This window comes from Streptomyces sp. NPDC014991 (assembly GCF_043080665.1).
Lineage (GTDB): Bacteria > Actinomycetota > Actinomycetes > Streptomycetales > Streptomycetaceae > Streptomyces.
In genome coordinates this window covers 15,317-35,748 of the sequence record NZ_JBIBVY010000003.1, presented here as the reverse complement: position 1 = coordinate 35,748, position 20,432 = coordinate 15,317, and the positions used below count along the sequence as shown (strand labels likewise).

The window sequence follows — 20,432 nt, the reverse complement described above, 5'->3', positions numbered from 1 at the left end:
CGACGGGATCGACCACGTCGTCGGCCGACACCCGCGGAAGAGGAGGCGGGCCGACCCTCGCCCCGGCGGACGGCGTCGAGTCCTGCTCGTAGGGTGCCGGGGTTCCCGTCCAGGGCCCCTACATCATCTGGCGGCCCGCCGCGCCCCCGTTCGGATCGTCGGCCAGTACCACCGTCGCTGTGACGCGTTTGCCCATCGGCTCGCGGTGGACGGCGAAGCTCTGGCTGACCGCCATCACGATCTCCAGTCCGTGCTGTCCGATGCGGCCCGGGTCGGGTGCCAGGACCGCCGGAAGCGTCGGGTTGCCGTCCCACACGCTCACCTGGACCGCGCCGTCCTCGACCGTCAGTGTCAGCAGGCAGGGGCCGGGGGCGTACTTGCGGGCGTTGGTCACCAGCTCGCTCACCACCAGCTGCACCATGCCCATCGCACGGCCGGACACCGGCAGCCCGTGCACGGCCTGCACGTCGGACAGGAAGGAACGGGCCAGGTCGCGTGCCGCGGCGATGCCCTCACTCCCTTCGAAGGCAGCGGACACCGACCCGACGCCGTCCTGCCGTGACCGCCGGCCTTCACCGTCCTCAGACAGGTGCATACAGTCGCCTCACTTCCGAAGCGTCCTTCGTCATCCAGCCGCCTACCCTGAAAACGTCAACTCGTCCCCCGACCTCTCACGCGATCCGGCGCGTGCTGGTTGCACCGACCGTATCGGTACGTGCGTCCGCGCGGTCACCCGCGTCCCGCCCGTGCCGACTCCGGGTACCCGTGGCAGGAGGACCACCGTGCCGCAGCCCGACGAAGAACCGCTCGAAGAGCTGCTCGCCTTCGACACCCATGGCCTCGATGACTGGGACGAGGGGCGTGCGCGGGCCGCCCTCGGCGGCAGACACGGCACCCTGTACCGCAACCATCTGCTCATCGCCCTGCGTCTGGACGCGTGGGCGGAGGCCGAGAGCCGGCGTACGGACACCGACGCACGCTATCGGGCCGGCTACACGCAAGCGCTCCAGGACATGGCCGCCTTCCTGAGGCAGACCTACTACCTTCCCGAAGGCCCGGACTGACCGCCGCCCGGGAGTCCGGGGCGGCCTCGGTCGTGGGTGATGGCCGGTGGGCCGGCGACGGCGGTGAGCCGGAGCCTGGTCTCGTGCTCGCTGCCGGGCACGGCGGTCATGATGACGATCTTCAGTTCGGAGTCGCCGTCGGTCAGGACGTCGCAGTCCACCGTGACCGGGCCCACCGACGGGTGGTCGACGGTCTTGTGGTCCTCGCGGTGCGCGGCCACCTCTCCGGCCGCCCAGAGCTCGGCGAACCTCCTGTTGCCCGCGCTCAGGTCGCGGATCAGCGCCGCCAGGCGGCTGTCCTGAGGGAAACGGCCGGTGGCACGGCGCAGGTCGGAGACGACGGCGGCGTCGGTGGCGTCGCGGTCCGCCTCGGTCACCGGCCACAGCGCGAGGCGGGCGGGGCCGGTGTCCACCGGGAACCTGTCGCGGGCGAAGTTGCGCAGCCGTGGCGGGGAGGCGGAGGGGTCGCCCAGCAGGGCGGCCCACCCTCGGTTCCACCACACCAGTTGCCAGTCGGCCGCGAACACGGCGACCGCCACGTCCCCGAGACGGGCGAGCACCCGCTGCACGCCGGGCGGAAGGTGGTCGGAGATCGCACCGTCCCCCGGTGGCACGAGCCGGGCCAGCCGGTACAGGTGATCGCGTTCGGCGGTGGACAGGTGCAGGGCACGCGCCAGGGACGCCACCACCGAGGCCGAGGGTGTCGTGGCGCGCCCCTGCTCCAGGCGTACGACGTAGTCGACCGACACCCCGGCCAGGTCAGCCAGTTCTTCCCGCCGCAGCCCGGCCGCCCGGCGCCCCCGGCCCACCGGCAGCCCGGCGGCCGACGGGGGCAGCCGGTCCCGCCACGTGCGGATCATGGCGCCCAGTCCGGTTCCGGATGTCGTCAGCACGGTCTCCATCCTCCCGCACACCCGGTCGTGCGGGCGGGCGCGAGGGTGGTACTGGTCTTCCCACCGTCGACGTGTCCCTGGTGCGCCTCCCTCGCGGGGTCCAGGATCGAAGGCATGACGATCACCTTCATCACCGGAGCGAACAAGGGTCTCGGCCGCGAGACCGCCCGCCGCCTGATCGAGTACGGCCACACCGTGCTCGTCGGAGCCCGCGACCGCGAGCGGGGCGTCGAGGCCGCCGCCGCGCTCGGCGCACGCTACGTCCCCATCGACGTGACCGACGACGCGTCCGTGGCCGCCGCGGCCGCGGACGTCGCCGAACACGAGGGCAGGATCGACGTCCTGATCAACAACGCCGGTGTGTCAGGCCCCGTCGGCGATCCCAGCGGCCTCACCGCCGCCGACGCCCACGCCGTCCTCGACGTCAACGTCATCGGGGTCGTCCGCACCACGACCGCGTTCCTGCCGCTGCTGCGCCGCTCGGACGACCCCGTGATCGTCAACGTCAGCAGCGGCATGGGCTCCCTCGCCTTCACCCACGACGCCGGACGGCCCGAGTCGCGGGTCGTCGCGCCGCTGTACACCGCCTCGAAGGCGGCGCTGACGATGTTGACCACGCAGTACGCCAAGGGCCTCCAGGGCATCCGCGTCAACGCCGCCGACCCCGGCTACACCGCGACCGACCTCAACGCTCACAGCGGCCCCCAGACCGTCACCGAGGGCACGGACGCGATCGTCGCCCTCGCCACCGAGGGGCCCGGCGCCGGCACCGGACGCTTCGTCTCCCGCCACGGCGAGATCGCCTGGTCCTGATCCGGCCTGCTACGGACGAAGAACCCTAGAGGCCGGTGGATCGCCCGCTGTCCTCGGCATCCTGGTCCCCCTCGGGAAGGTCCTCGGCCTCGACGCCCTCCAGGGGCTTGCCCGCCGTCGTGCCGTGCTCCGTCCGGTAGCCCTCCTTCGCGCCGGCCGTGCCCGGTACGACCCGCTCCTGTGCCTGGCTCTCCGAGCCCGAGTGCGCTCCGGGCTCCTCTGGGCTGCGCGCCCGGTCGAAGCGGTCCCCGCGGTGCTCGTTCCGGTCGGTCATGGTCCTCACTCCCCTCGGCGTCGGGTTGCCGCCGGGTCCCCTGGGGCGGACGCCGGAAACGGCCGTGCGTCAGCGGGCGGAGCGGTCCTCGCCCGGCCTGCGCACCACCGTGAGCAGATCGTCGCGCCCGGCCACCGCCTCCAGGGCCAGCGTGCGGTACCCGGCCTGGTCGAACAGCACCGTGATGCGGTCCTGGTCCTCGCTGAGCACCGTGCCCTCGCCCCACTGCGCGTGCCGTACCTCCGTTCCGACGGGGTAGGACGCCGCCGCGGGGTGGGCGGGCCGCTCCTGCCCGTGCTCCGCGTCCTCCTCCTCACAGATGTCGCAGTTCCCGCACGGCGCCGTGTAGTCCTCACCGAAGTAGCCGAGCAGGAAGTCCCGTCTGCAACCGGTCGTCTCGGCGTACGCCCGGGCCATCTCGACCCGTGTGCGGTCGGTCAGGCGGTGCGCCTGCGCGGTCTGCGCGGCCCGCTCGGCCGCCTGGCCGGGAGACACGTCCGGGTCCGGGAGGACCTCGCCGTCCTCCCCCGTGGTGACGGCGTCGGCCTCCTCCAGGAGGTTCACCGCCGCGGTCACCCGGTTCCGGGACAGGCCGGTGTCCCTGCGCAGCTCGTCCAGGCCGGCGGGGTCCTCCCCGTGGTCGTGGACGGCGTCGGCCACCTCGGACAGGACGTCGTGGCTCGGGGCGCGGCCGGCGAAGTAGGTCTGCATGCCCGTGTCCTCCGGCCGGTAGTGCAGTACGGCGAGGGACGGGCGCCCGTCCCTGCCGCCGCGGCCGATCTCCTGGTAGTAGGCGTCCAGGGACCCTGGCAGCGAGGCGTGGAGGACGAAGCGTACGTCCTCCTTGTCGATCCCCATGCCGAACGCCGAGGTCGCCACGACGACGTCCGCCGCGCCGGAGAGGAAGGCGTCGTGGATGCGGGCGCGTTCGGCGGCCCGCAGGCCGGCGTGGTAGGCCTCGGCGGCCAGGCCCAGGGAGGCCAGCTCCGCGGCGTAGAACTCGCTGTCCTTGCGGGTCGCGGCGTAGACGATGCCCGGCTTGGGCTCGGCGGCGGCCCGCTCCACCACGGCCCGGCGCCGGTCGTCGTCGTCGAGGAAGCGGCGGACCTCCAGCCGGATGTTCGGCCGGTCGAAGCCGGTCACCAGCTGCCGCGGCCGGCACATGCCGAGCCGTTCGGCGATCTCCTTGCGCACCGGCGGCGCGGCGGTGGCGGTCAGCGCGAGCAGAGGTGGCCTGCCCACCCGGCGTACCGCCTGTTCCAGGCGCAGGTAGTCGGGGCGGAAGTCGTGGCCCCACGACGACACGCACTGGGCCTCGTCGACCACGAACAGCGCCGGCCGCGCCTCCGCCAGCCGTTCCGTCACCTCCTCCTTGGCCAGTTGCTCCGGCGACAGGTAGAGCAGGCGCGCCTCGCCCCGGCGCACCGCCTCCCAGACCGCTTCCGTCTGGGCCGCACCGAGATCGGAGTTCAGCGCCACGGCACCGGGGCCGCGGTCGCCGTCCGGCAGGCCGGCGATCTGGTCCCGCTGGAGTGCCAGCAGCGGCGACACCACCACGACCGGCCCGGACAGCATCAGGGCGGGCGCCTGGTAGACGGCGGACTTGCCGGAACCGGTCGGCATGACGACGAGGGCGTCCTCGCCGTCCAGGACCCACTGCATGGCGGTGAGCTGCTCGGGCAGCAGGGTGTCCCAGCCGAACACGCCGGCGGCGATCTCCCGCAGGCGCGTCGCCCGGTCCTGCTCCGTGCGCGGCTCCTTCCGTCCCATGACCCACTCCCTCACTGCTCGGTGCGGACGCGTTGTGTCGCGCCCGTCGCGCCGACCTGGGTACCCGCCGGACCGGACGCATACCGCCTGGGCCGCACGTGTACCGGCCGGACCGGATCCGGCCGGCGGTCAGGTCCCCGGACGTATCCCACTCGGCGGCGCGGACGGCCCGCGGTGACCCCGGTGCGGCACGACCGGCTTCCCCTGCGGCGACCGGTCCCCGTCCGGAAGGCGAGCCCCTCCCAGCCGGTTCCCGCCGGACGGCTGCCTCCGCCGCCCCCCCTCCCGAGCAGGGCGGCTGCCGTCGGCGGCCCCCCGTTGACCGGAAAAAGGCGCCCCGCCCGAAGATTCGTGCGAATGCGGGGATACTGGGGGATGGCAGGCCGTCGCTTCCGTTCCTCCGGCGCGGCCGGCCGGTTTCGCCGGAGAGGTACCTTCCGGGCTGGATCCTCGTGGTCCCGGCGACGCGCACGATGCCCCCCTCGGGCGCGGGTCCGAAAGGACACAGCATCATGACCGAACAGCCGTCTGTGCTTCCTGACGTCACCCCCCTCCTCCTGAGCACCGACTCCGTGGAACGGTTCCTCCAGGTGCTCGCGGACCGGGCGCCGGTCCTGGCGCCTGCCGCCCAGGGTGTCGGCATCACCCTGGAGCGGCGGGGCCGGCCGCTGACCGTGGTCAGCTCCGGTGCCGGCGCCTGCGACCTGGACGACACCCAGTACGGGCAGGACGACGGGCCCTGTCTCCAGGCGCTGCGCACCGGTGAGGAGGTGGCCGTGGCGGACATGCTGGACGAGGAGCGCTGGGGTCCGTATCCGGCGTACGCCGCCGCCGGCGGGACCCGCTCTTCGCTCTCGCTGCCGATCGCCGCCCACACCCACACGGCCGGTGCGCTCAACCTGTACACGCCCAAGGTGCTCGGCTTCGCCGACGCCGATCTGACCGGCCTGCGCGCGCTCGCCGCGCAGGCCACCGGAGCCGTCGCGCTCGCGCAGCGCATCGCCGACGCGCGGCAGTACGCCGACGATCTGCACACCGCGATGGAGTCCCGCGCCGTCATCGACCAGGCGATCGGTGTGATCATGGGCCGGCAGCGGTGCCGGGCCGACGAGGCGTTCGGCCTGCTGCGTGCGGCCTCCCAGCACCGCAACATCAAGCTCCGTGACCTGTGCGGGGAGTTGCTCACCACCGTGGGCGGCGGCCCGCCGTCGGACGGGCGCCCGCTGCGGCCCAGGCCCTGAGCCGGCCACCGTCCGCGTCGCCGAGTCACTCGGCCGGCCGGTGGCGGGGACGTACGGAGCACAATCTGGTGATGTCGGGGTGGATGGGACGTAGGGAGGTGTGCTGTGACGGAACGGGACCGAGCGGTGCGGTGCATGCTGGCGGGGCTGCTGGCCGAGAGCCATGTGCTCTCGTTCGAACGCCTGCCGTCGCGGGTCGCGGAGCACGCCGCGACGGCCGGTTTCTCCGACGTGCTCATCTACCTGGGGGACCTGCGGCGCGACGCTCTGCGGCTGCTCACCGGCCGGGGGCTGGACGCCCACGCGGGGGCGCCCGCGGGCAAGGCGGTGCTGTCCGTGGAGGGGACGGTCGCCGGGCGTGCCTTCCAGTACGGATGTGTCGTGCCCGCCGCCGACACCGGGGCCGGGGTCCATGGATGGTGGGTGCCGCTCCTGGACGGCACCGAACGCCTCGGCGTACTGCACCTGGCCTGCGCGGGGGACGGCGAGGACGTCCGCCAGGACATGCTGGCGCTGGCCTCCCTGGTGGCGATGCTGGTGGTCGGCAGCCGGGACACCAGTGACTCCTACGCCCGGCTGACCCGCATCCAGCCCATGAACGTCGCCGCTGAGATGCAGTGGACGCTGATGCCGCCCCGCACCTACACCGACAGCCGCGTGGTCATCGGTGCCGTGATGGAGCCCGCGTACGAGGTCAGCGGGGACGCCTACGACTACGCCACCGCCGCCGACGTCGTCCACCTGTCGATCTTCGACGCCATGGGCCACGACACCTCGGCCGGTCTCACCGCCGCCCTCGCCATGGGCGCCTGCCGTAACCACCGCAGGCAGGGAACGGGCCTGGGCGATCTCGGCGGCGCCATCGAGCGGGTGCTGGTCGAACAGTTCGGCCGGTCCCGTTTCGTCACCGGTGTCCTCGCCGACCTCGACACCTCCACCGGCGTGCTGACCTGGGTCAACCGGGGCCACCATCCGCCTGTACTGATCCGGGACGGACGCTGGACCACCCTTCTGCAGTGTCCGCCGGCGCATCCCATGGGGACCGACCTGCGGCTGCCCACCACGCTCTGCCGCGAGCAGCTCCAGCCCGGTGACCGGCTCGTCCTGTACACCGACGGCATCACCGAAGCCCGTGTCCCGGGCGGTGAGGAGTTCGGACTCGCCCGCTTCGTCGACATCCTGGTCCGCCATCACATCGACGGCCTGTCCGTCCCGGAGACCCTGCGCCGACTCATCCAGACGCATCTGGACCACAGCCGGCTGCGGGACGACGCCACCATCGTGGTGTGCGAGTGGCTCGGCCCCCGCACCGATGCCACGGCCGACACCGCGGCGCTGGCCGGGCTGCCCGACGGCATGACCGCCGACCGGTCCGGCGCCGGGCGCGACCGGTAGGCCCGGCCTTCTCTTCGGTCGGGTGCTGCGGGCCTCACGGCGACGCGCCGGCGTCCCCCCTCGCCTCGTCCCGCCCCTCCCCGTGCAGCAGGTCGAGGGTGATGCGGGCGAGTACCTGCGGTGCCGAGAAGTTCACGGCGTGCCCGGCTCCGGGGACGGAGACCAGGCGGCCGTGGGGAAGCAGTGCGGTGACCTCCCTGGCCCACGCCTCCGGCACGACGGGGTCCCTCGCCCCGCGGGCCACCACCACGGGCGTGCGCAGCCGGTGCAGCTTGTGTTCCACGGGGTCGCGCAGCGCGTACCGGCAGGTGTACAGGGCGCGGCGCACGCCGCACTCGACGTAGCTCGTGATCAGTGGTGGCGCGAGTGACGGTCGCTCCCACGGGACGTCCCGCAGCAGACGGGCCGCCTGGGTCCACAGCGAGCGGGCGCCACGGTCGAAGGTAGGCCCGGTGAGCACCACGGGCCCCACCAGCTCGGGGGCGTGGACAGCGAGGTCGACGACGATCTGGCAGCCGATCGAGTTGGCCACGAGGACCGTCGGGCCCCGGCCGGTGGCACGGAGCCAGTCGGCCAGTGCGAGCGACAGCTGCCGCACGTCCAGGGCGTCGTCCGGCCCGCGGGTGCGGCCGAAGCCGGGCAGGTCCACGGCGACCGTCCTGGCCCGCGGGGCAAGAGCCCGGGCGAACGGCAGCCAGTAGCGGTAGGAGCAGCCGAGGCCGTGGACGCACACCACCTCGGGGGCGTCGTACGGGCCGAGCGCGGCGGCGTGGACGCGGGTGCCGGCGGCGGCCGTGAACTCGTGGCTGGGCCAGCGGCTCAACGGATCCGGGCCCGGTGCGCGACACCCGCCACCGCGCGGGCCGGCAGGACGGCGGTGGTCAGCCGGCGGATCGCGGTACGGCGGCGTCCGCCCCACCCGCCATGGACGGCGCCCTCGCCGGGGACGGGTACGTGCAGGTTGCCGTGGCCGGCCGGCGCGGACTCCGTGCGGGACAGGTGCGTCCTGTCCGTATGGTGGGCCGTCATCCGCTCCCCGGTCCCCGGCATGAACCTGGACCGCGGGGCCGTGGACGGGCCCATCGGCCCCGCCACGGCCCCGCGGCGAGGGCGGCGCGCCAGGCCCACCGTCGTTTGGGCCACCCGCTCGGGGCTGTGGACCGTGGGCGTCGCGACGGCCTTGCGTCCCGTGTGGTCCGCCGCGTGTCCGAACAGCGGCGTGTCGATCGTGCCCGGCGGCACCGTGCACACGCCCCGGTCGAGCGGCAGCTTCTGGCGCAGGCCGGCGCTCTGCGCGCGGACCGCGTGCTTCGGCATGCCGTACGCGGGGGTGTACGGCTGGGCCACCGCGCCGAGGAGGGAGGAGACGTTCCCCAGCGCCTCCTCCCGCCGCGCGGCCGGCACCACGGCGCGTCCCGTGCGGGCGAAGGCCAGGGCGGTGGTCCGCCCGATGCCGCTGGACGCCCCGGTGGTCACGGCCACGGAATCTCGCACTCGCATCGGCAGTCCCTTTCCGCGCACGTCGTCCGCGCACGTCCACGTGCTTCCTCACCGGCTCAGACGCACGGCCGCCCGGCGTACCGGGCGGCCGTGGTCACCGTGTCGGCCGGTGGCCGAGCCCCTCGTGTCCGTGCCGCCTCACGCCGGGGCCGGCTCGTACGTCCAGCGCAGCAGGGCGCCCAGGCCTCCCGTCGGGATGTCCGAGCCGCCCCCGTCGTCCTCGGGAGGGATGATCAGCACATCGGCGGCCGTGGCGGCGGCGGCGCGCAGCAGCGCGTCGTCGGCGCGGACCGGGGTCGGATCGCTCTCGCCCAGGGTCCGGGCGTCGCTCCGGCGCATCGCCACCTGGTCGGGCTGGGCGCCCACCCACGTCTCGCGGCCGAGTTCCGGCCCGTCGGGGCGGACCATCAGCGTGTCGATGCGATGCTCACGGGCCGCCTCCACGAGCGCGGGGACGCCTTCCACCGCGTCCGTGGGCCGGTCGGTGCCCACGCGTCCGGCGCGGAAGCGGTCGAGCGCCTCCTCGACGCGCCGATGCGTGTACTGCCGCCTGGCCTCCTCGATGGCCTCTTCCAGGACGGGCGAGGAGGAGCCCGCGGCGCGACCGCCGTGCTCGGTCTCCACGGTGACCTGCCGGACCGCATCGGGCAGCTTGTGGTGGACGGCCGGCCGCTCGCGGGGGTCGCCGGCCAGCACGACCAGGTCGGCACCGGATTCCTCGTACGCGGTGCTCAGCGCTTCGGCGATCTCGCCGGCGTTGTGGTCCCACGTGTTCTCGACCTTGAGCTGGAAGTGCCGTTCGGACCAGTCGGCCGAGGCCGTGCGGTGCACGGGATGCGGCCGGCCCTCGACCTGCCCGGCGTCCTGCGGGCCGGTCGCGCCGCGCAGTTCGAAGTCGGCCCCGGTGCGATCGATGTAGGCCACGAGGCAGACCGGGTCCTGACCGGAGAGTTCCAGCAGGGGCGTCAGGCGGGGCAGCGGGGCCCAGTAGGCGAGGGGCCGCTGCGGCGCGCGGGAGAGCCGGTGGCTGAGCACCACCTCGCCCCCGGTCGCGAAGACCACCCGGCCGGCGGGGTCTTCCGCGGGCCCGATCCGCACGAGGGCGTCGCGTACGGCTTCCGTGGTCGCCGCGTCCGCGCCTTCCCCCTCCAGCGACCGGCAGGCCTCGCGTACGGACAGCTCGTGCTGCTTGGCGCCGGACTCGTCGGTGTGGGCGGGCCCGAAGTAGACGGTGGCGTACGGTCCGGGGCGGTCGAAGAGCGGTTGCAGGAAAGACACATGCACGCTTCCTCCTCCGTCGGCGCTCACTTCTCCTCGAAGTCGTCGGGGCTGATCCCCGCCTCCTCGAGTGCTTCCTCGACCGTCCGGCCCGTCGCGCCCGCGGCGGGCTGGTCGGTGGCGTCCGTGGCGTCCGTGTCCTTGAGGACCTCGTCGGTCGACTCGGTCTTCGGCCGGTTCTCCTCGGGAACGGTCATGGCGACTCCAACTCTGTACTTCTGTACGACGACACGGGACCGACTTGCCTCGCTTGCGCCGCGTAAACACCTGTTTGTGCCGAACTGACGGGGGTCTTGGCCGCACGGTCCCGTGGTGCGGGGAGCGCGCACGGCGCAGGCCGGCGCGGCCGGGTGCGCCTCACGGATGCGGGGCGGAATCACACGTTGGTCCCCTCCCGTGCCGGCCGGGTCCCCTGCGGGGCCCGGGGCAAACGGCCGGGCCGCACGGGCCACCGGCCGGTGGCCCGGCTAACCGGCCCGGTCGGCGACAGGGGCCCGCAACGCCTCCAGGAGGCGGTCGGCGCCGTCCCTGACGACGCCCTCGCGGAACTCGGCGGCGATCTGCCCGGCGGTCACCCGCCCGGAGGTCAGGCACCAGTGCCACCAGCGTTCCAGCCGGGGCTCGTCCAGCCGTTCCGCGGGCACCAGGGCCGGCCATTCGCAGGCCCGTGCCTGCGCGGTGACCTTGGCCCCGCCCGTGACCGGGTCGACGGCCAGTGCCGGTACGCCCGCGCGCAGCGCGAGGACCAGTCCGTGCAGGCGGTCGGTGACGACGAGGTCCAGCCGGGTGAGCACGGCCTCCAGCTGGGCGGGCGTCGCGCACAGACGCCAGTCGTGGATGTCGAGCCGGGTGTCGATCTCCAGCCGGGCGCAGTCCTTGGCCGCGAGCCAGCGGGTGACCTGGTCGGCGACCTGGCCGTGCCGCCGCTGCCGCCCGTACTCGTGCTGGCCGTGGGTGAGCACGACGCCGACGACCGGCCGCGGCCGGAGGGCGGGGGCCCGGGCCGCCAGATCCCGGCCGGGCTCGGCGTTCCCGGCGTCCCGGGCCAGTACCCGGTGGAAGCCGGTCACGGCGGGAGTGTCCGGGGCGATGACGGACGTCCCGACGGCGATCCGCACGCAGTGCGCGAACCGCCGGTGGAGTTGCTCGATCTGCCGGCCGTGCAGCGGGCCGCACACGAACACGAGGTGGGAGTAGTCCTCGGGGCGCACGTCCTCCAGATGGAGGGCCCCGGGACGGAAGCCGGGGCTCCAGGCGACGTCATGAGCGACGCCCGCGCGCGCCAGTACGTCCCGGACCCGGTCCAGGGCCAGCACGTCCCCGGCGGTGGCCTCGCCGTGCAGGAAGCTGAACCATCCGGTCAGCAACAGTTTCCGGCGTGTGTCCGGGCGTGCTCCCGGCAGTTGTCCGCGCACAGTGCGGGCGGGTTCCCGGCGGGGCGGAGGACAATCGCCGAGGCGGGCGACATGACCCGTCCGGCCGGACGGCCGCGCGGGCTACTCGTTGTCGAACACGGCTTTCTGGACGTCGTTCGGACCGTCGAACTGGTCCGTCGGGGCGTCGGACAGCTTCTCGACGAGGGTGTCGTCCGCACCGTTGTCCTTGGCCAGCGTGACGAGGTCGTCCCGGCTGGCGGGGTACTTGGCGCCCTTCAGCGCCTTCTGGAGGTCGATCGGGCTGATGCTCGCCATGGTGGTCTCCTTGCTGTCCTGAGGGTGTTCGACTTCGGCTTCCGTCGTGCCGGGCCGCCGACAGGTGCATCGTGTGCACAGGGGGTCGGTCTCCGCACGTCGGCCCGGAAGGGGGCAGTCCGGTCCGCCAACGCGCGCGTCGGCGCTTTGCGCTGGCGGCGGGCGGGGCGCGGGTGTAGCGTCGGAATACAGCAGTCGTGGTTCCGAAGTCCCGTTCGCCCGTGATCGCAAACCACGGGCGTTCTTGCTGTTCAGCGTCTTTACGAACCAGGGCGGCTCCTGCCGGGGCCCGAGAAAGCGGGCCCGGTTCGCTCGAAGGAGATAGTGATGGCCAGCGGCACGGTCAAGTGGTTCAACAGCGAAAAGGGCTTCGGCTTCATCGAGCAGGACGGTGGCGGCCCCGACGTCTTCGCCCACTACTCGAACATCGCCACCCAGGGTTACCGCGAGCTTCAGGAGGGCCAGAAGGTGGAGTTCGACGTCACCCAGGGCCAGAAGGGTCCCCAGGCGGAGAACATCCGTCCGGTCTGACGCGGCCGGCTGGGCACGGCGCTGCCGGCCCACCCCTCGCGCATGCAGGTGACGCCCCCGGAGCGGGGCACGAGACCGGTCGAGCGGCCCGCCGCCCGACCGGTCTCGCATGCCACGGGCGAAGCGGTCGTGCGTGCCGTGACGAGGCGGTCGCGCCTCCCGGATGCCGACGGGCTGACGGGCTGACGGGCTCATGTGCGCAGGGTGTTGATGAACCGGCGGATCGCGGGCACACGTCCTTGGTGATCTTCGTATCCCGCCGGGAGAGAGGGGCGTCACCACCGTGACCATGCCCGTACGTCGCCTGAGCCGACCCACCGGCGGGGCTCGCCGGCCGTTCGATCTGCGCGCGACCGCCCTGTTCTTCGCGGTGCTCGCCCTCGCCCTGTGCGTGCTGGGTTTCGCCGCCCGGACAGCGGCCTCGGCCGCCGAGCGGCGTCCCGTCTGGGTGGCCGTCCTCTGCGTGCCGGCCGTGTCCGCCGTACTGGCGCTGCGCCGCCGGCGGCGCCGGCTGTCCCCCGCACGGACCGCTCAGCGGGCCGCCGTCGCGCTGGAGGAGGCGGCACACACGGCACTGGAGGAGCTGCGGGCACCCGCGCCCGAGGTCCCGGCCGTGTTCGTACCCCGGCAGGCCGAGGCGGCGGACCACGGCCTCTCCTCCCCCGCGGCCCCGGACGCCCCCGGCACCGTCGACTACGGCGGCCTCGACGCCGACGAGTTCGAGCAGGCCGTGGCCGCGCTGTGCGAACGGGACGGCTGTACGGCCGTGGAAGTGGTCGGCGGCGCCGGCGACCTGGGCGCCGACGTACTGGCCCTGGCACCGGACGGACGGCGGCTGGTCGTCCAGTGCAAGCGGTACGGCGATGCCAACCGTGTCGGCTCGCAGGATCTTCAACGCTTCGGCGGTACCTGTTACACCGTGCACGAGGCCGATGTCGCGGTCCTCGTCACCACCAGCGACTTCACGGCGCCGGCCGTCGAGTACGCCGAGCAGTGCGGGATACTGTGCCTGAACCGTGCGGCCCTGGACGCCTGGAGCGACGGCACCGGTCCGGCGCCGTGGATGCTCGTGGAGGTCAGCGGTCCCCGCTGACCGAGGTCGTGGCCCTGCGCAGGCCGCGGTGACGGTCGGGATTCACCGCGGCGGACAGCCCGTTCAGCTGGAGCCGGGTGCCGCCGCGCAGATGGGCGATGTCCTGGGTGCCGTCGCCGGTGGGGACGAGCCAGCTGAACTGCTCGGTCCAGGTCAGGCGGGACCCGGCGGCGTCGTCGGCCAGTTCGACGGTGACGAGGGAGACCCAGCGGCGGCGGCCGTCGACCTCGGCCTCGTAGACGTACAGGATGCGGGAGTCCGGCACGATGTCCAGGAACCGCGAGCGGTAGGCGAGGTGTTCCTCGGTGTCGCCGTTGACGAAGACGTTCCGGGCGCTCTCGCCGCCGCCTACCCGGAAGTCCAGCTCGTGCTCGGCGGTGGAGGAACGGCCGGGGAGGCGGAACCAGCGCCGCCGCACGGACGGGTCGGCGAAGCCCCGGAAGACCTCGGCCCGCGCCACCGTGAAGTCCAGGTCGAGGGAGAACGAGCCGTGTAACGCGGGTGGTGGTGTGTCACCGGCGGAGGAAGAACCCGTTCCCGCCTGTGTGACCTGACCGGCAGCATCCATGGGAGCAATGTAACAGGCCGTCAGAGCCAGCCCTCCAACGACTTGAGGAAGCCGTCGACGTCGTCCCGGTGGATGCAGTGACCGGTGTCCGGCACGTACACCACCTCGAAGCCGCGCTCGCGGAGCCGCTCGGCCATCTCGTCCGGTACGAGGTGGTGGTCGCCGGCGCCCTGGACGAGTGAGGGCACCTCGGCGCGCGCCGGGATCAGGTCCCGGTCGCTCCGGAGCCACTCGATGGCACGGACGTCCCAGCGGGCATAGCCGGTCAGTTCGGCCTCGATGTCCTCGGGCAGCCAGCGCGGGCACAGCTGACGGATGCTCTCGGCGGTGGCCGACTTGGTGGCCTGCGCGAACTCCCGCACCTCGTCCACCGACCGGGCGCCGAGCCGCCACGCGGGGTCGCTGTAGACGACGCGGGCCGGGCGCAGGCCGGGCACCGCGAGGGCGAGCACGGGCGCGCCGAACGAGTGGGCGAGGGCGAGGTCGACGCCCGCCGGGACGGACTCGACCAGGTCGGCCGCGAGCAGCTCGGGCGTGTACTCGTCGGCGTGCGGGCTGTCGCCGTGGCCGCGCAGGTCGGGCATGATCACGCGGTAACCACGGGCGGTGAGCAGCGGGGCCACCCGGCGCCAGGTGGCCGCCGACGACATCACTCCGTGGACGAGCAGCGCCGTCCGGTCTCCGTCGCCGGCCTCGTGCAGTGCGAGCTTCATGAGCGGGTCCTTTCGACGGGCGGTGGCGGTGAGGTGCGGGCGCGGCGGGGGCCGGCCCGTGGTCGTCAGCGCTCTTCCCCGACCAGTTCCAGCAGCGCGGCCGCGGCCAGCCGGTAGCCCATCGGGCCCAGGCCGGCCACGACGCCGGAGGCCAGCGGGGCGATCACGGACTCGTGCCGGAACCGTTCGCGCGCCCACACGTTGCTGAGGTGGACCTCGATCCAGGGCCGCGGGTAGGCGGCGAGCGCGTCGCGCAGGCTCCAGCCGGCGATCATCAGCGCACCGGGGTTGACGATGGCGCCGACGGTGTCGGAGTGGTGCCGGTGGATGTCGCGGACCAGGTCGCCCTCCGAGTCGTGCTGGAGGGAGAGCACCTCCCAGCCCGCGCCGCTCACCTCCGCGGCGACGGCCTTCTCGATGTCGGCGAGGGTGTCGGTGCCGTAGATCTCGGGTTCGCGCCGGCCCAGGATGCCCAGGTTGGGTCCGTTCAGCAGGAGCAGGGTGCTCATGGGGTCACCTCACTGTTGGGCGCGTCGCTGTTGGGCACGTCGGGCCGGCGGGAGTCGTGCGGGGGACGGGGTCCGTCCGCGTCCTGGTCCGCGCGGGCGAGTCGGGCCTCGGCGAGCTTCTCGGCGCGGTCCATGGCGACCCGGAGGATGGGCGGCGCCATCACCGAGGTCACGATCGCGACGAGGACGATGATGGTGTACGAGTCGGTGTCCAGGACGCCCAGGCGCAGCCCGGTCATCGCCACGACGACCTCGACCACGCCGCGGGCGTTCATGCCGGCCCCGAGAGCGAGCGCCTCCCAGCGGTTGAGGCGGCTGAACCGGGCGCCGAGGAAGGCGCCGGAGAACTTGCCGAGGACGGCGACGGCGAGTACGGCGCAGGCGGCGGCGAGGACGTCCGGGTGGCGCAGGCCGGTGAGGTCCATCCGCAGCCCGGCGGTGGCGAAGAACAGCGGGGCGAGGAAGGCCAGCACGGTGGTCTTCAGCGGTTCCAGTTTCTCCCGGTCCAGGTCCTTGCTGGTGCCGACCAGCACGCCGCACACGAAGGCGCCGAAGATCGCCTCCAGCTTCATGGCCTGGGTGGCCGCGGCGCCGAGGACGACCAGGATCACGACCGTCATGACGGTGGGCCCGGGGCCCTCTGCGCGCCCCGCCCGGCGCAGCGCGGCTCCCACGAGCGGCCGGCCGATCAGCACGGCGAACAGTACGACGGCGACCGGCTGGAGCACGGAGGTCGTCACGACGCCCGCGGTCAGTCCGGCGGTGGCCATCGCGGAGACCACGGACAGCAGGAACCAGCCGACGATGTCGTCCACGACGCCGGCGGACAGGATCAGCTGGCCGATGTCTCGGTGCAGCAGTTTCATGTCGAGGAGCGTCTTGGCGATCACCGGGATGGCGGTGACGCACATCGCCACGCCGAGGAAGAACGCGAAGACCGTGGAGTCGACGCCGGCCGGCATGAGGACGCCGCGCAGCGCGAAGCCGGTGGCGATGCCCAGTCCGAGCGGCAGCAGCAGTCCGGCGACGCTGACCCGGACGGCGGTGGCCCCGCGCTTGCGGACCAGGCCGAAGTTCAGTTCGGCGCCGGTGACTCCGACGAGGAGCAGCACACCGAGCTGTCCGGTCGCGTCCAGCAGGTGCATCTGCTCGGGCTGGTGGGGCAGCAGCCAGTCGGAGAAGCCGGGCAGCAGATGGTGCAGCACGGACGGGCCGAGGAGCATGCCGGCGCACAGCTCGCCCACGACCGCCGGCATGCGCAGGCGTTCGGCGAGCCGGCCCAGGACGAACGCGAACAGCAGCAGGAAGGCGAGTTGGAGGAGGAAGACCAGGAGTGAGTGCGGGGCCATCGTGGGCACCGGGTTGGCGAGCGTCACGGGTTTGTCCCTCGTCGGCAGGGGCGATGGGGATCAGTGAGCGGTGTCGGCACCCTGTCCGCTCAGGCTGCGGGTCAGCAGCGCCAGGACCTCCTCGCTCCGCTCGACGTGGAAGAAGTGACCGCCGGAGAAGACCCGCAGGTCGGTCGGCCCGGTGGTGTGCTCCTCCCAGGCGCGCGCCTCGTCGAGCGTCGTCCTGGGGTCGCTGTCGCCGGTGAGGACGGTCACCGGGCAGTCGAGCAGCCGGCCCGGTTCGTGCCGGTAGCGTTCGATCGCGGTGTAGTCGCTGCGGATCGCCGGGAGGAACATCGCCAGCACCTCGGGGTCGGCCAGGATCGCCTGGTTCGGCCCGCTGAGGGCGCGCAGTTCCGCCAGCACCCGCTCGTCGGTGGCCTCGTGCACGTGCTCGTCGCGGTAGCGGGAGGGGGCGCGCCGGCCGGAGGCGAACAGCCGTACCGGGGAGGGCAGTCCGGCGTCCCGCATCCGCAGGGCCACCTCGTAGGCGAGCACCGCGCCCATGCTGTGCCCGAACAGGGCGAGCGGCCGGTCGTCCAGGTGGCGCAGCGCCGCGAAGATCTGGTCGGCGTACTCGGGGATGTTGTCGATGCCGGGTTCCTGCCGGCGCGTCTGCCGGCCCGGGTACTGCACGGCCAGGACCTCCACCGCGGGGGCGAGGGCCGTGGCGACCGGGAAGAAGAAGCTCGCCGAGCCGCCGGCGTGCGGCAGGCAGACGAGGCGTACCGCGCTGTCCGGCGAGGGGCGGAAGACGCTGACCCACTTCTCGAACTGTGCGGTTGCTCCAGGCATGCCGAAGGGCTCGCTTTCACGTCGGGGACCAGCGTCCGGGCGGGACGTTCGGCAGCGTAGGCCGGGGCGGGCCGGGGCCGGTATCCCTCAACCTGATAGCCCGCGGCGGATTCCGGCCGGTGCCGGCCGCCGGGCCCGTACGCTCGCCACGAGTCACCCGAGCAGGCCCGTCAGCCAGGCAGCACCGAGGGGGTTCCCATGTCCGATGCGTCACCGTCCGGAGCGTCACCGCGTGATGTGTCACCGCGCGAGGCCCCACGGCCCGTCGTGTCACCGGACGGCGCCACGGCGTCCGACGGGTCACCGGGAGGCGGGCCGGGGACGGACGTGGTCGTCGTCGGGTACGGGCCCGTCGGCTCGGTGCTGTCCCTGCTGCTGGCCCGGCGCGGCTGGCGGGTGACGGTCCTCGAACGCCGCCGGCGGCCGTACATGCTGCCCCGGGCGACGAGTTTCGACGGGGAGACCGCACGGCTGCTGGCCGGCACCGGCATCGGCGGGGAGCTGGGCCGGATCACCGAGCCGGGCACCGGGTACCAGTGGCGCACGGCGGACGGAGAGCCGCTGCTGGACATCGAGTTCACCACGCGGGGCCCGTACGGCTGGCCCGACGCCAACACCATGCACCAGCCCGCCCTGGAGGAACTGCTCGCCGCCCGCGCCGCGCGACTGCCCGGCATCACGGTGCTGCGCGGCCGGCAGGTGGTGGACATCGCCGACTCTCCGGACGGGGTGACGGTGACCGCCGAGGACGAGGACGGGGCGGCCGAGACGTTCCCGGCACGGTGGGTGGTCGGCTGCGACGGCGCCAACAGCTTCGTCCGCGACCGGATGGGCGTGTCCGTCACCGACCTCGGCTTCTCCTACGAGTGGCTGCTGTGCGACGTGGAACTGCGGGAGCCACGGGAGTTCGTGCCGACCAACGTGCAGATCTGCGATCCGGCCCGGCCCACCACGCTGGTCGGGAGCGGACCCGGGCACCGGCGCTGGGAGTTCATGCGGCTGCCGGGCGAACGGGCGGCCGACCTGAACCGGGAGGAGACCGCGTGGCGGCTGCTGGCGCCGTTCGGCGTCACCCCTGAGAGCGCGCGGCTGCTGCGCAGCACCACGTACATCTTCCAGGCACGGTGGGCCGACTCCTGGCGGGCGGGGCATGTGCTGCTGGCCGGGGACGCGGCGCATCTGATGCCGCCGTTCGCGGGGCAGGGGATGTGCTCGGGGGTACGGGACGTGGTCAACCTCGCCTGGCGGCTGGACCTGGTGCTGCGCGGGACCTCCCCGGAGTCCCTCCTCGACTCCTACACCGAGGAACGCCGGACGCAGGTGCGCGAGTCCATCCTGGCGTCGGTGCAGCTGGGGCGGCTGATCTGTGTGACGGACCCGGCGGCCGCCGCGGAGCGCGACGCGACGGTGCTGGCGAACCGGCGCGGGCGGGGGCCCGGCCGGCCGGATCCGGCGCGGCCGATCACCCGCGGCCTGCTGCACCGCCCGGCGGGCGCCGGTGCGGAGAGCCGCGTGCCTCCGGCGGGTGAGGTCCTGCCGCACGGCCCGCTGCACCGGCCGTCCGGCGGGGAGCCGCTGGACGGTGTCGTGGGCGGCGGTTTCGTCCTGCTCACCCGATCCGGCACGGAGCCGGGCCTCGGCCCGGACGGGCTGTCCTTCCTGCGGGACCTCGGTGCCCCGGTCGTACGGCTGTGGCCGGCCACGGGCTCGTACGAGGGGACGGCGAACGGCACGGGCGGTGTGCTGGACGCGGTGGACACCGACGGTGTGCTGCGCGCCTACCTCGAACGGTACGGCGCGACCGCGCTGCTGGTCCGTCCCGACTACCACGTCTTCGGCGCGGCGTCCGACCCGGCGGGAGTGGCCGCCCTGGTGGACGACCTGCGCACCGCTCTGACCGCCCCGGCCCCGGCGGTCGCGGCTGGCGTGAACTGAACGAGACGGTCCGGCGGGGGGGGAAGCATGACGCCCCGCTTCCCGGGAGTGGCGGCGGGTCACAGCTGGTGGGCGAGGAGCAGTGCGCCGCGCAGGGAGGACAGGCCGCCCAGCCGGGCCGGGGCGAGGGGCGGGGTGGGGTGGCCGGGACGGCCGAGTGCCGTCAGGTGGGTGGCGACCGTGTCGAGCAGGGCGGGGATGCCCGCGGCGAAGCCGCCGCCGAGCAGGGCGCGTTCGGGATGGAGGAGTTCACCGACACCGGCGACGGCCGTGGCGAGGGCGCGGGCCGTCCGGTCCAGGGCGGCCTCGGCCCAGGGCAGGTGGTCGCGCAGCCCGTCCCGCAGTGCGTCGAAGGTGACGGGCGTGCCGCGCAGCCGGGCGGCGTGGGCGAGGGTGGCCGGTCCGGAGGCGGTGGCCTGGAGGCAGCCCCGGCGGCCGCACACGCACTCGGGGCCGTCCTGGTCGACGACGAGGTGGCCGATCTCGAAGGAGCCGCGGCCGGGCCCGGGGCACAGGGTGCCGTCGAGCACGAGTCCGCCGCCGACTCCGGTACCGACGCCGACGTAGAGCAGGTCGGGGCAGCCGGCGGCGTCCGCTTCGGCGAGGGCGCCGAGGTCACCGTCGTCCGCCCAGGCGACGGCCGCCCCGGGGAACAGCTCCCGCAGCGCCGCGCCCACGGCGAGGCCGGTCCAGGCCGGCCGGCCGGGCCAGGCGGTGATCCGTTCGCCGGGGCCGACGGTGGCCGGCAGGGCCACGCCGACGGCCCGTGCGTCCGAGAGGGCGGGCGACTCCTCCAGGTGTGCGGCGAGTTCCGCCAGGTCGCGGTCGGCGTCGCGGTGCGGGCCCCAGGTGAACGTGGACTCCTCGACGCGGCCGTCACCGGTCTCGGCCCGGAAGGCGACCTTGGTGCCGCCGATGTCGACGCCGAGACGGCCCGGCGCCGGGCCGGCGCCGGGCCGCTGGTCCCGGGGAGCGGGCACG

General features: G+C 73.8%; 23 protein-coding genes. 7 read left to right on the top strand and 16 right to left on the bottom strand.

The window, feature by feature from the left end:
* Positions 1 to 118: 118 nt before the first annotated feature.
* On the bottom strand, positions 119 to 595 hold the full coding sequence (locus ACF1BE_RS06675) for an ATP-binding protein (RefSeq protein WP_392197880.1): 477 nt from the start codon (positions 593 to 595) through the stop codon (positions 119 to 121).
* A 187-nt stretch (positions 596 to 782) separates the two neighbouring features.
* Between ACF1BE_RS06675 and ACF1BE_RS06670 the strand changes: the two genes are divergently transcribed.
* Positions 783 to 1,064, top strand: coding sequence for a hypothetical protein (locus ACF1BE_RS06670; protein WP_392197879.1), 282 nt, complete (start codon positions 783 to 785; stop codon positions 1,062 to 1,064).
* Here ACF1BE_RS06670 and ACF1BE_RS06665 read toward each other — a convergent pair.
* Positions 1,040 to 1,966 carry a helix-turn-helix domain-containing protein gene (locus tag ACF1BE_RS06665; protein WP_392197878.1) on the bottom strand — a complete coding sequence of 309 codons (927 nt, stop codon included), beginning with the start codon at positions 1,964 to 1,966 and terminating at the stop codon, positions 1,040 to 1,042. The genes ACF1BE_RS06670 and ACF1BE_RS06665 overlap by 25 nt on opposite strands.
* A gap of 105 nt (positions 1,967 to 2,071) precedes the next feature.
* On the opposite strand from ACF1BE_RS06665, the gene ACF1BE_RS06660 reads away from it, so the two are divergent.
* Complete coding sequence (locus ACF1BE_RS06660; protein WP_392197877.1) at positions 2,072 to 2,770, top strand: SDR family NAD(P)-dependent oxidoreductase; 699 nt, start codon at positions 2,072 to 2,074, stop codon at positions 2,768 to 2,770.
* A 25-nt stretch (positions 2,771 to 2,795) separates the two neighbouring features.
* Here ACF1BE_RS06660 and ACF1BE_RS06655 read toward each other — a convergent pair whose 3' ends face one another.
* Both ACF1BE_RS06655 and ACF1BE_RS06650 read right to left on the bottom strand, forming a co-directional pair.
* Complete coding sequence (locus tag ACF1BE_RS06655) at positions 2,796 to 3,044, bottom strand: hypothetical protein (RefSeq protein ID WP_392197876.1); 249 nt, start codon at positions 3,042 to 3,044, stop codon at positions 2,796 to 2,798.
* A gap of 69 nt (positions 3,045 to 3,113) precedes the next feature.
* On the bottom strand, positions 3,114 to 4,814 hold the full coding sequence (locus ACF1BE_RS06650) for a RecQ family ATP-dependent DNA helicase (RefSeq protein WP_392197875.1): 1,701 nt from the start codon (positions 4,812 to 4,814) through the stop codon (positions 3,114 to 3,116).
* Positions 4,815 to 5,326: 512 nt separating this feature from the next.
* On the opposite strand from ACF1BE_RS06650, the gene ACF1BE_RS06645 reads away from it, so the two are divergent.
* Positions 5,327 to 6,055 carry a GAF and ANTAR domain-containing protein gene (locus ACF1BE_RS06645; protein ID WP_392197874.1) on the top strand — a complete coding sequence of 243 codons (729 nt, stop codon included), beginning with the start codon at positions 5,327 to 5,329 and terminating at the stop codon, positions 6,053 to 6,055.
* A gap of 135 nt (positions 6,056 to 6,190) precedes the next feature.
* Positions 6,191 to 7,450, top strand: a complete 1,260-nt coding sequence (locus ACF1BE_RS06640) for a PP2C family protein-serine/threonine phosphatase (protein WP_392198217.1) — start codon at positions 6,191 to 6,193, stop codon at positions 7,448 to 7,450.
* A 34-nt stretch (positions 7,451 to 7,484) separates the two neighbouring features.
* On the opposite strand, the gene ACF1BE_RS06635 is transcribed toward ACF1BE_RS06640, so the two are convergent.
* From ACF1BE_RS06635 to ACF1BE_RS06610, 6 genes are all read right to left on the bottom strand, one after another.
* A complete protein-coding gene (locus tag ACF1BE_RS06635; protein ID WP_392197873.1) occupies positions 7,485 to 8,273 on the bottom strand; it encodes an alpha/beta fold hydrolase in 789 nt (262 codons plus the stop codon).
* Positions 8,270 to 8,950: a hypothetical protein gene (locus ACF1BE_RS06630; protein ID WP_392197872.1), complete on the bottom strand. Its 681-nt coding sequence runs from the start codon at positions 8,948 to 8,950 to the stop codon at positions 8,270 to 8,272. The genes ACF1BE_RS06635 and ACF1BE_RS06630 overlap by 4 nt, the downstream gene beginning before the upstream one ends.
* Positions 8,951 to 9,088: 138 nt before the next feature.
* Positions 9,089 to 10,234, bottom strand: coding sequence for a Vms1/Ankzf1 family peptidyl-tRNA hydrolase (locus ACF1BE_RS06625; RefSeq protein ID WP_392197871.1), 1,146 nt, complete (start codon positions 10,232 to 10,234; stop codon positions 9,089 to 9,091).
* A gap of 20 nt (positions 10,235 to 10,254) precedes the next feature.
* Positions 10,255 to 10,425: a hypothetical protein gene (locus ACF1BE_RS06620; RefSeq protein ID WP_392197870.1), complete on the bottom strand. Its 171-nt coding sequence runs from the start codon at positions 10,423 to 10,425 to the stop codon at positions 10,255 to 10,257.
* Between the two features lie 270 nt (positions 10,426 to 10,695).
* Positions 10,696 to 11,592, bottom strand: coding sequence for a polysaccharide pyruvyl transferase family protein (locus ACF1BE_RS06615; protein WP_392198216.1), 897 nt, complete (start codon positions 11,590 to 11,592; stop codon positions 10,696 to 10,698).
* Positions 11,593 to 11,724: 132 nt separating this feature from the next.
* Positions 11,725 to 11,919, bottom strand: a complete 195-nt coding sequence (locus tag ACF1BE_RS06610; protein ID WP_392197869.1) for a DUF2795 domain-containing protein — start codon at positions 11,917 to 11,919, stop codon at positions 11,725 to 11,727.
* Positions 11,920 to 12,246: 327 nt separating this feature from the next.
* On the opposite strand from ACF1BE_RS06610, the gene ACF1BE_RS06605 reads away from it, so the two are divergent.
* Both ACF1BE_RS06605 and ACF1BE_RS06600 read left to right on the top strand, forming a co-directional pair.
* Positions 12,247 to 12,450 carry a cold-shock protein gene (locus ACF1BE_RS06605; RefSeq protein WP_121785754.1) on the top strand — a complete coding sequence of 68 codons (204 nt, stop codon included), beginning with the start codon at positions 12,247 to 12,249 and terminating at the stop codon, positions 12,448 to 12,450.
* A 283-nt stretch (positions 12,451 to 12,733) separates the two neighbouring features.
* Positions 12,734 to 13,543, top strand: coding sequence for a restriction endonuclease (locus ACF1BE_RS06600; RefSeq protein WP_392197868.1), 810 nt, complete (start codon positions 12,734 to 12,736; stop codon positions 13,541 to 13,543).
* Here the strand turns inward: ACF1BE_RS06600 and ACF1BE_RS06595 are convergent.
* The 5 genes from ACF1BE_RS06595 to ACF1BE_RS06575 form a co-directional block, all read right to left on the bottom strand.
* A complete protein-coding gene (locus ACF1BE_RS06595) occupies positions 13,527 to 14,111 on the bottom strand; it encodes an SRPBCC domain-containing protein (RefSeq protein WP_392197867.1) in 585 nt (194 codons plus the stop codon). The two genes, ACF1BE_RS06600 and ACF1BE_RS06595, sit on opposite strands and share 17 nt — an antisense overlap.
* A 20-nt stretch (positions 14,112 to 14,131) precedes the next feature.
* On the bottom strand, positions 14,132 to 14,824 hold the full coding sequence (locus ACF1BE_RS06590; RefSeq protein ID WP_392197866.1) for an alpha/beta fold hydrolase: 693 nt from the start codon (positions 14,822 to 14,824) through the stop codon (positions 14,132 to 14,134).
* A gap of 65 nt (positions 14,825 to 14,889) precedes the next feature.
* Positions 14,890 to 15,333, bottom strand: a complete 444-nt coding sequence (locus ACF1BE_RS06585) for a type II 3-dehydroquinate dehydratase (RefSeq protein ID WP_392197865.1) — start codon at positions 15,331 to 15,333, stop codon at positions 14,890 to 14,892.
* Positions 15,330 to 16,709, bottom strand: coding sequence for a cation:proton antiporter (locus ACF1BE_RS06580; RefSeq protein WP_392197864.1), 1,380 nt, complete (start codon positions 16,707 to 16,709; stop codon positions 15,330 to 15,332). The genes ACF1BE_RS06585 and ACF1BE_RS06580 overlap by 4 nt, the downstream gene beginning before the upstream one ends.
* A 33-nt stretch (positions 16,710 to 16,742) precedes the next feature.
* The gene (locus ACF1BE_RS06575; protein ID WP_392197863.1) at positions 16,743 to 17,516 is read right to left on the bottom strand and encodes a thioesterase II family protein; all 774 of its coding nucleotides are present in this window, start codon (positions 17,514 to 17,516) and stop codon (positions 16,743 to 16,745) included.
* Between the two features lie 327 nt (positions 17,517 to 17,843).
* Here ACF1BE_RS06575 and ACF1BE_RS06570 point away from each other — a divergent pair, with 327 nt between their 5' ends.
* The gene (locus ACF1BE_RS06570; RefSeq protein ID WP_392197862.1) at positions 17,844 to 19,451 is read left to right on the top strand and encodes a bifunctional 3-(3-hydroxy-phenyl)propionate/3-hydroxycinnamic acid hydroxylase; all 1,608 of its coding nucleotides are present in this window, start codon (positions 17,844 to 17,846) and stop codon (positions 19,449 to 19,451) included.
* A gap of 59 nt (positions 19,452 to 19,510) precedes the next feature.
* Here ACF1BE_RS06570 and ACF1BE_RS06565 read toward each other — a convergent pair whose 3' ends face one another.
* Entirely contained in the window at positions 19,511 to 20,431 is a 921-nt protein-coding gene (locus ACF1BE_RS06565; protein ID WP_392197861.1) for an ROK family protein, read from the bottom strand.
* Between the last annotated feature and the right edge of the window lies 1 nt (position 20,432).

Bases quoted from the DNA above. Each gene is read 5' to 3' on its own strand.
- ACF1BE_RS06675 (WP_392197880.1), bottom strand. From the start codon at position 595: ATGCACCTGTCTGAGGACGGTGAAGGCCGGCGGTCACGGCAGGACGGC.
- ACF1BE_RS06665 (WP_392197878.1), bottom strand. From the start codon at position 1,966: ATGGAGACCGTGCTGACGACATCCGGAACCGGACTGGGCGCCATGATC.
- ACF1BE_RS06660 (WP_392197877.1), top strand. From the start codon at position 2,072: ATGACGATCACCTTCATCACCGGAGCGAACAAGGGTCTCGGCCGCGAG.
- ACF1BE_RS06655 (WP_392197876.1), bottom strand. From the start codon at position 3,044: ATGACCGACCGGAACGAGCACCGCGGGGACCGCTTCGACCGGGCGCGC.
- ACF1BE_RS06650 (WP_392197875.1), bottom strand. From the start codon at position 4,814: ATGGGACGGAAGGAGCCGCGCACGGAGCAGGACCGGGCGACGCGCCTG.
- ACF1BE_RS06645 (WP_392197874.1), top strand. From the start codon at position 5,327: ATGACCGAACAGCCGTCTGTGCTTCCTGACGTCACCCCCCTCCTCCTG.
- ACF1BE_RS06640 (WP_392198217.1), top strand. From the start codon at position 6,191: ATGCTGGCGGGGCTGCTGGCCGAGAGCCATGTGCTCTCGTTCGAACGC.
- ACF1BE_RS06630 (WP_392197872.1), bottom strand. From the start codon at position 8,950: ATGCGAGTGCGAGATTCCGTGGCCGTGACCACCGGGGCGTCCAGCGGC.
- ACF1BE_RS06620 (WP_392197870.1), bottom strand. From the start codon at position 10,425: ATGACCGTTCCCGAGGAGAACCGGCCGAAGACCGAGTCGACCGACGAG.
- ACF1BE_RS06610 (WP_392197869.1), bottom strand. From the start codon at position 11,919: ATGGCGAGCATCAGCCCGATCGACCTCCAGAAGGCGCTGAAGGGCGCC.
- ACF1BE_RS06605 (WP_121785754.1), top strand. From the start codon at position 12,247: ATGGCCAGCGGCACGGTCAAGTGGTTCAACAGCGAAAAGGGCTTCGGC.
- ACF1BE_RS06595 (WP_392197867.1), bottom strand. From the start codon at position 14,111: ATGGATGCTGCCGGTCAGGTCACACAGGCGGGAACGGGTTCTTCCTCC.
- ACF1BE_RS06590 (WP_392197866.1), bottom strand. From the start codon at position 14,824: ATGAAGCTCGCACTGCACGAGGCCGGCGACGGAGACCGGACGGCGCTG.
- ACF1BE_RS06585 (WP_392197865.1), bottom strand. From the start codon at position 15,333: ATGAGCACCCTGCTCCTGCTGAACGGACCCAACCTGGGCATCCTGGGC.
- ACF1BE_RS06575 (WP_392197863.1), bottom strand. From the start codon at position 17,516: ATGCCTGGAGCAACCGCACAGTTCGAGAAGTGGGTCAGCGTCTTCCGC.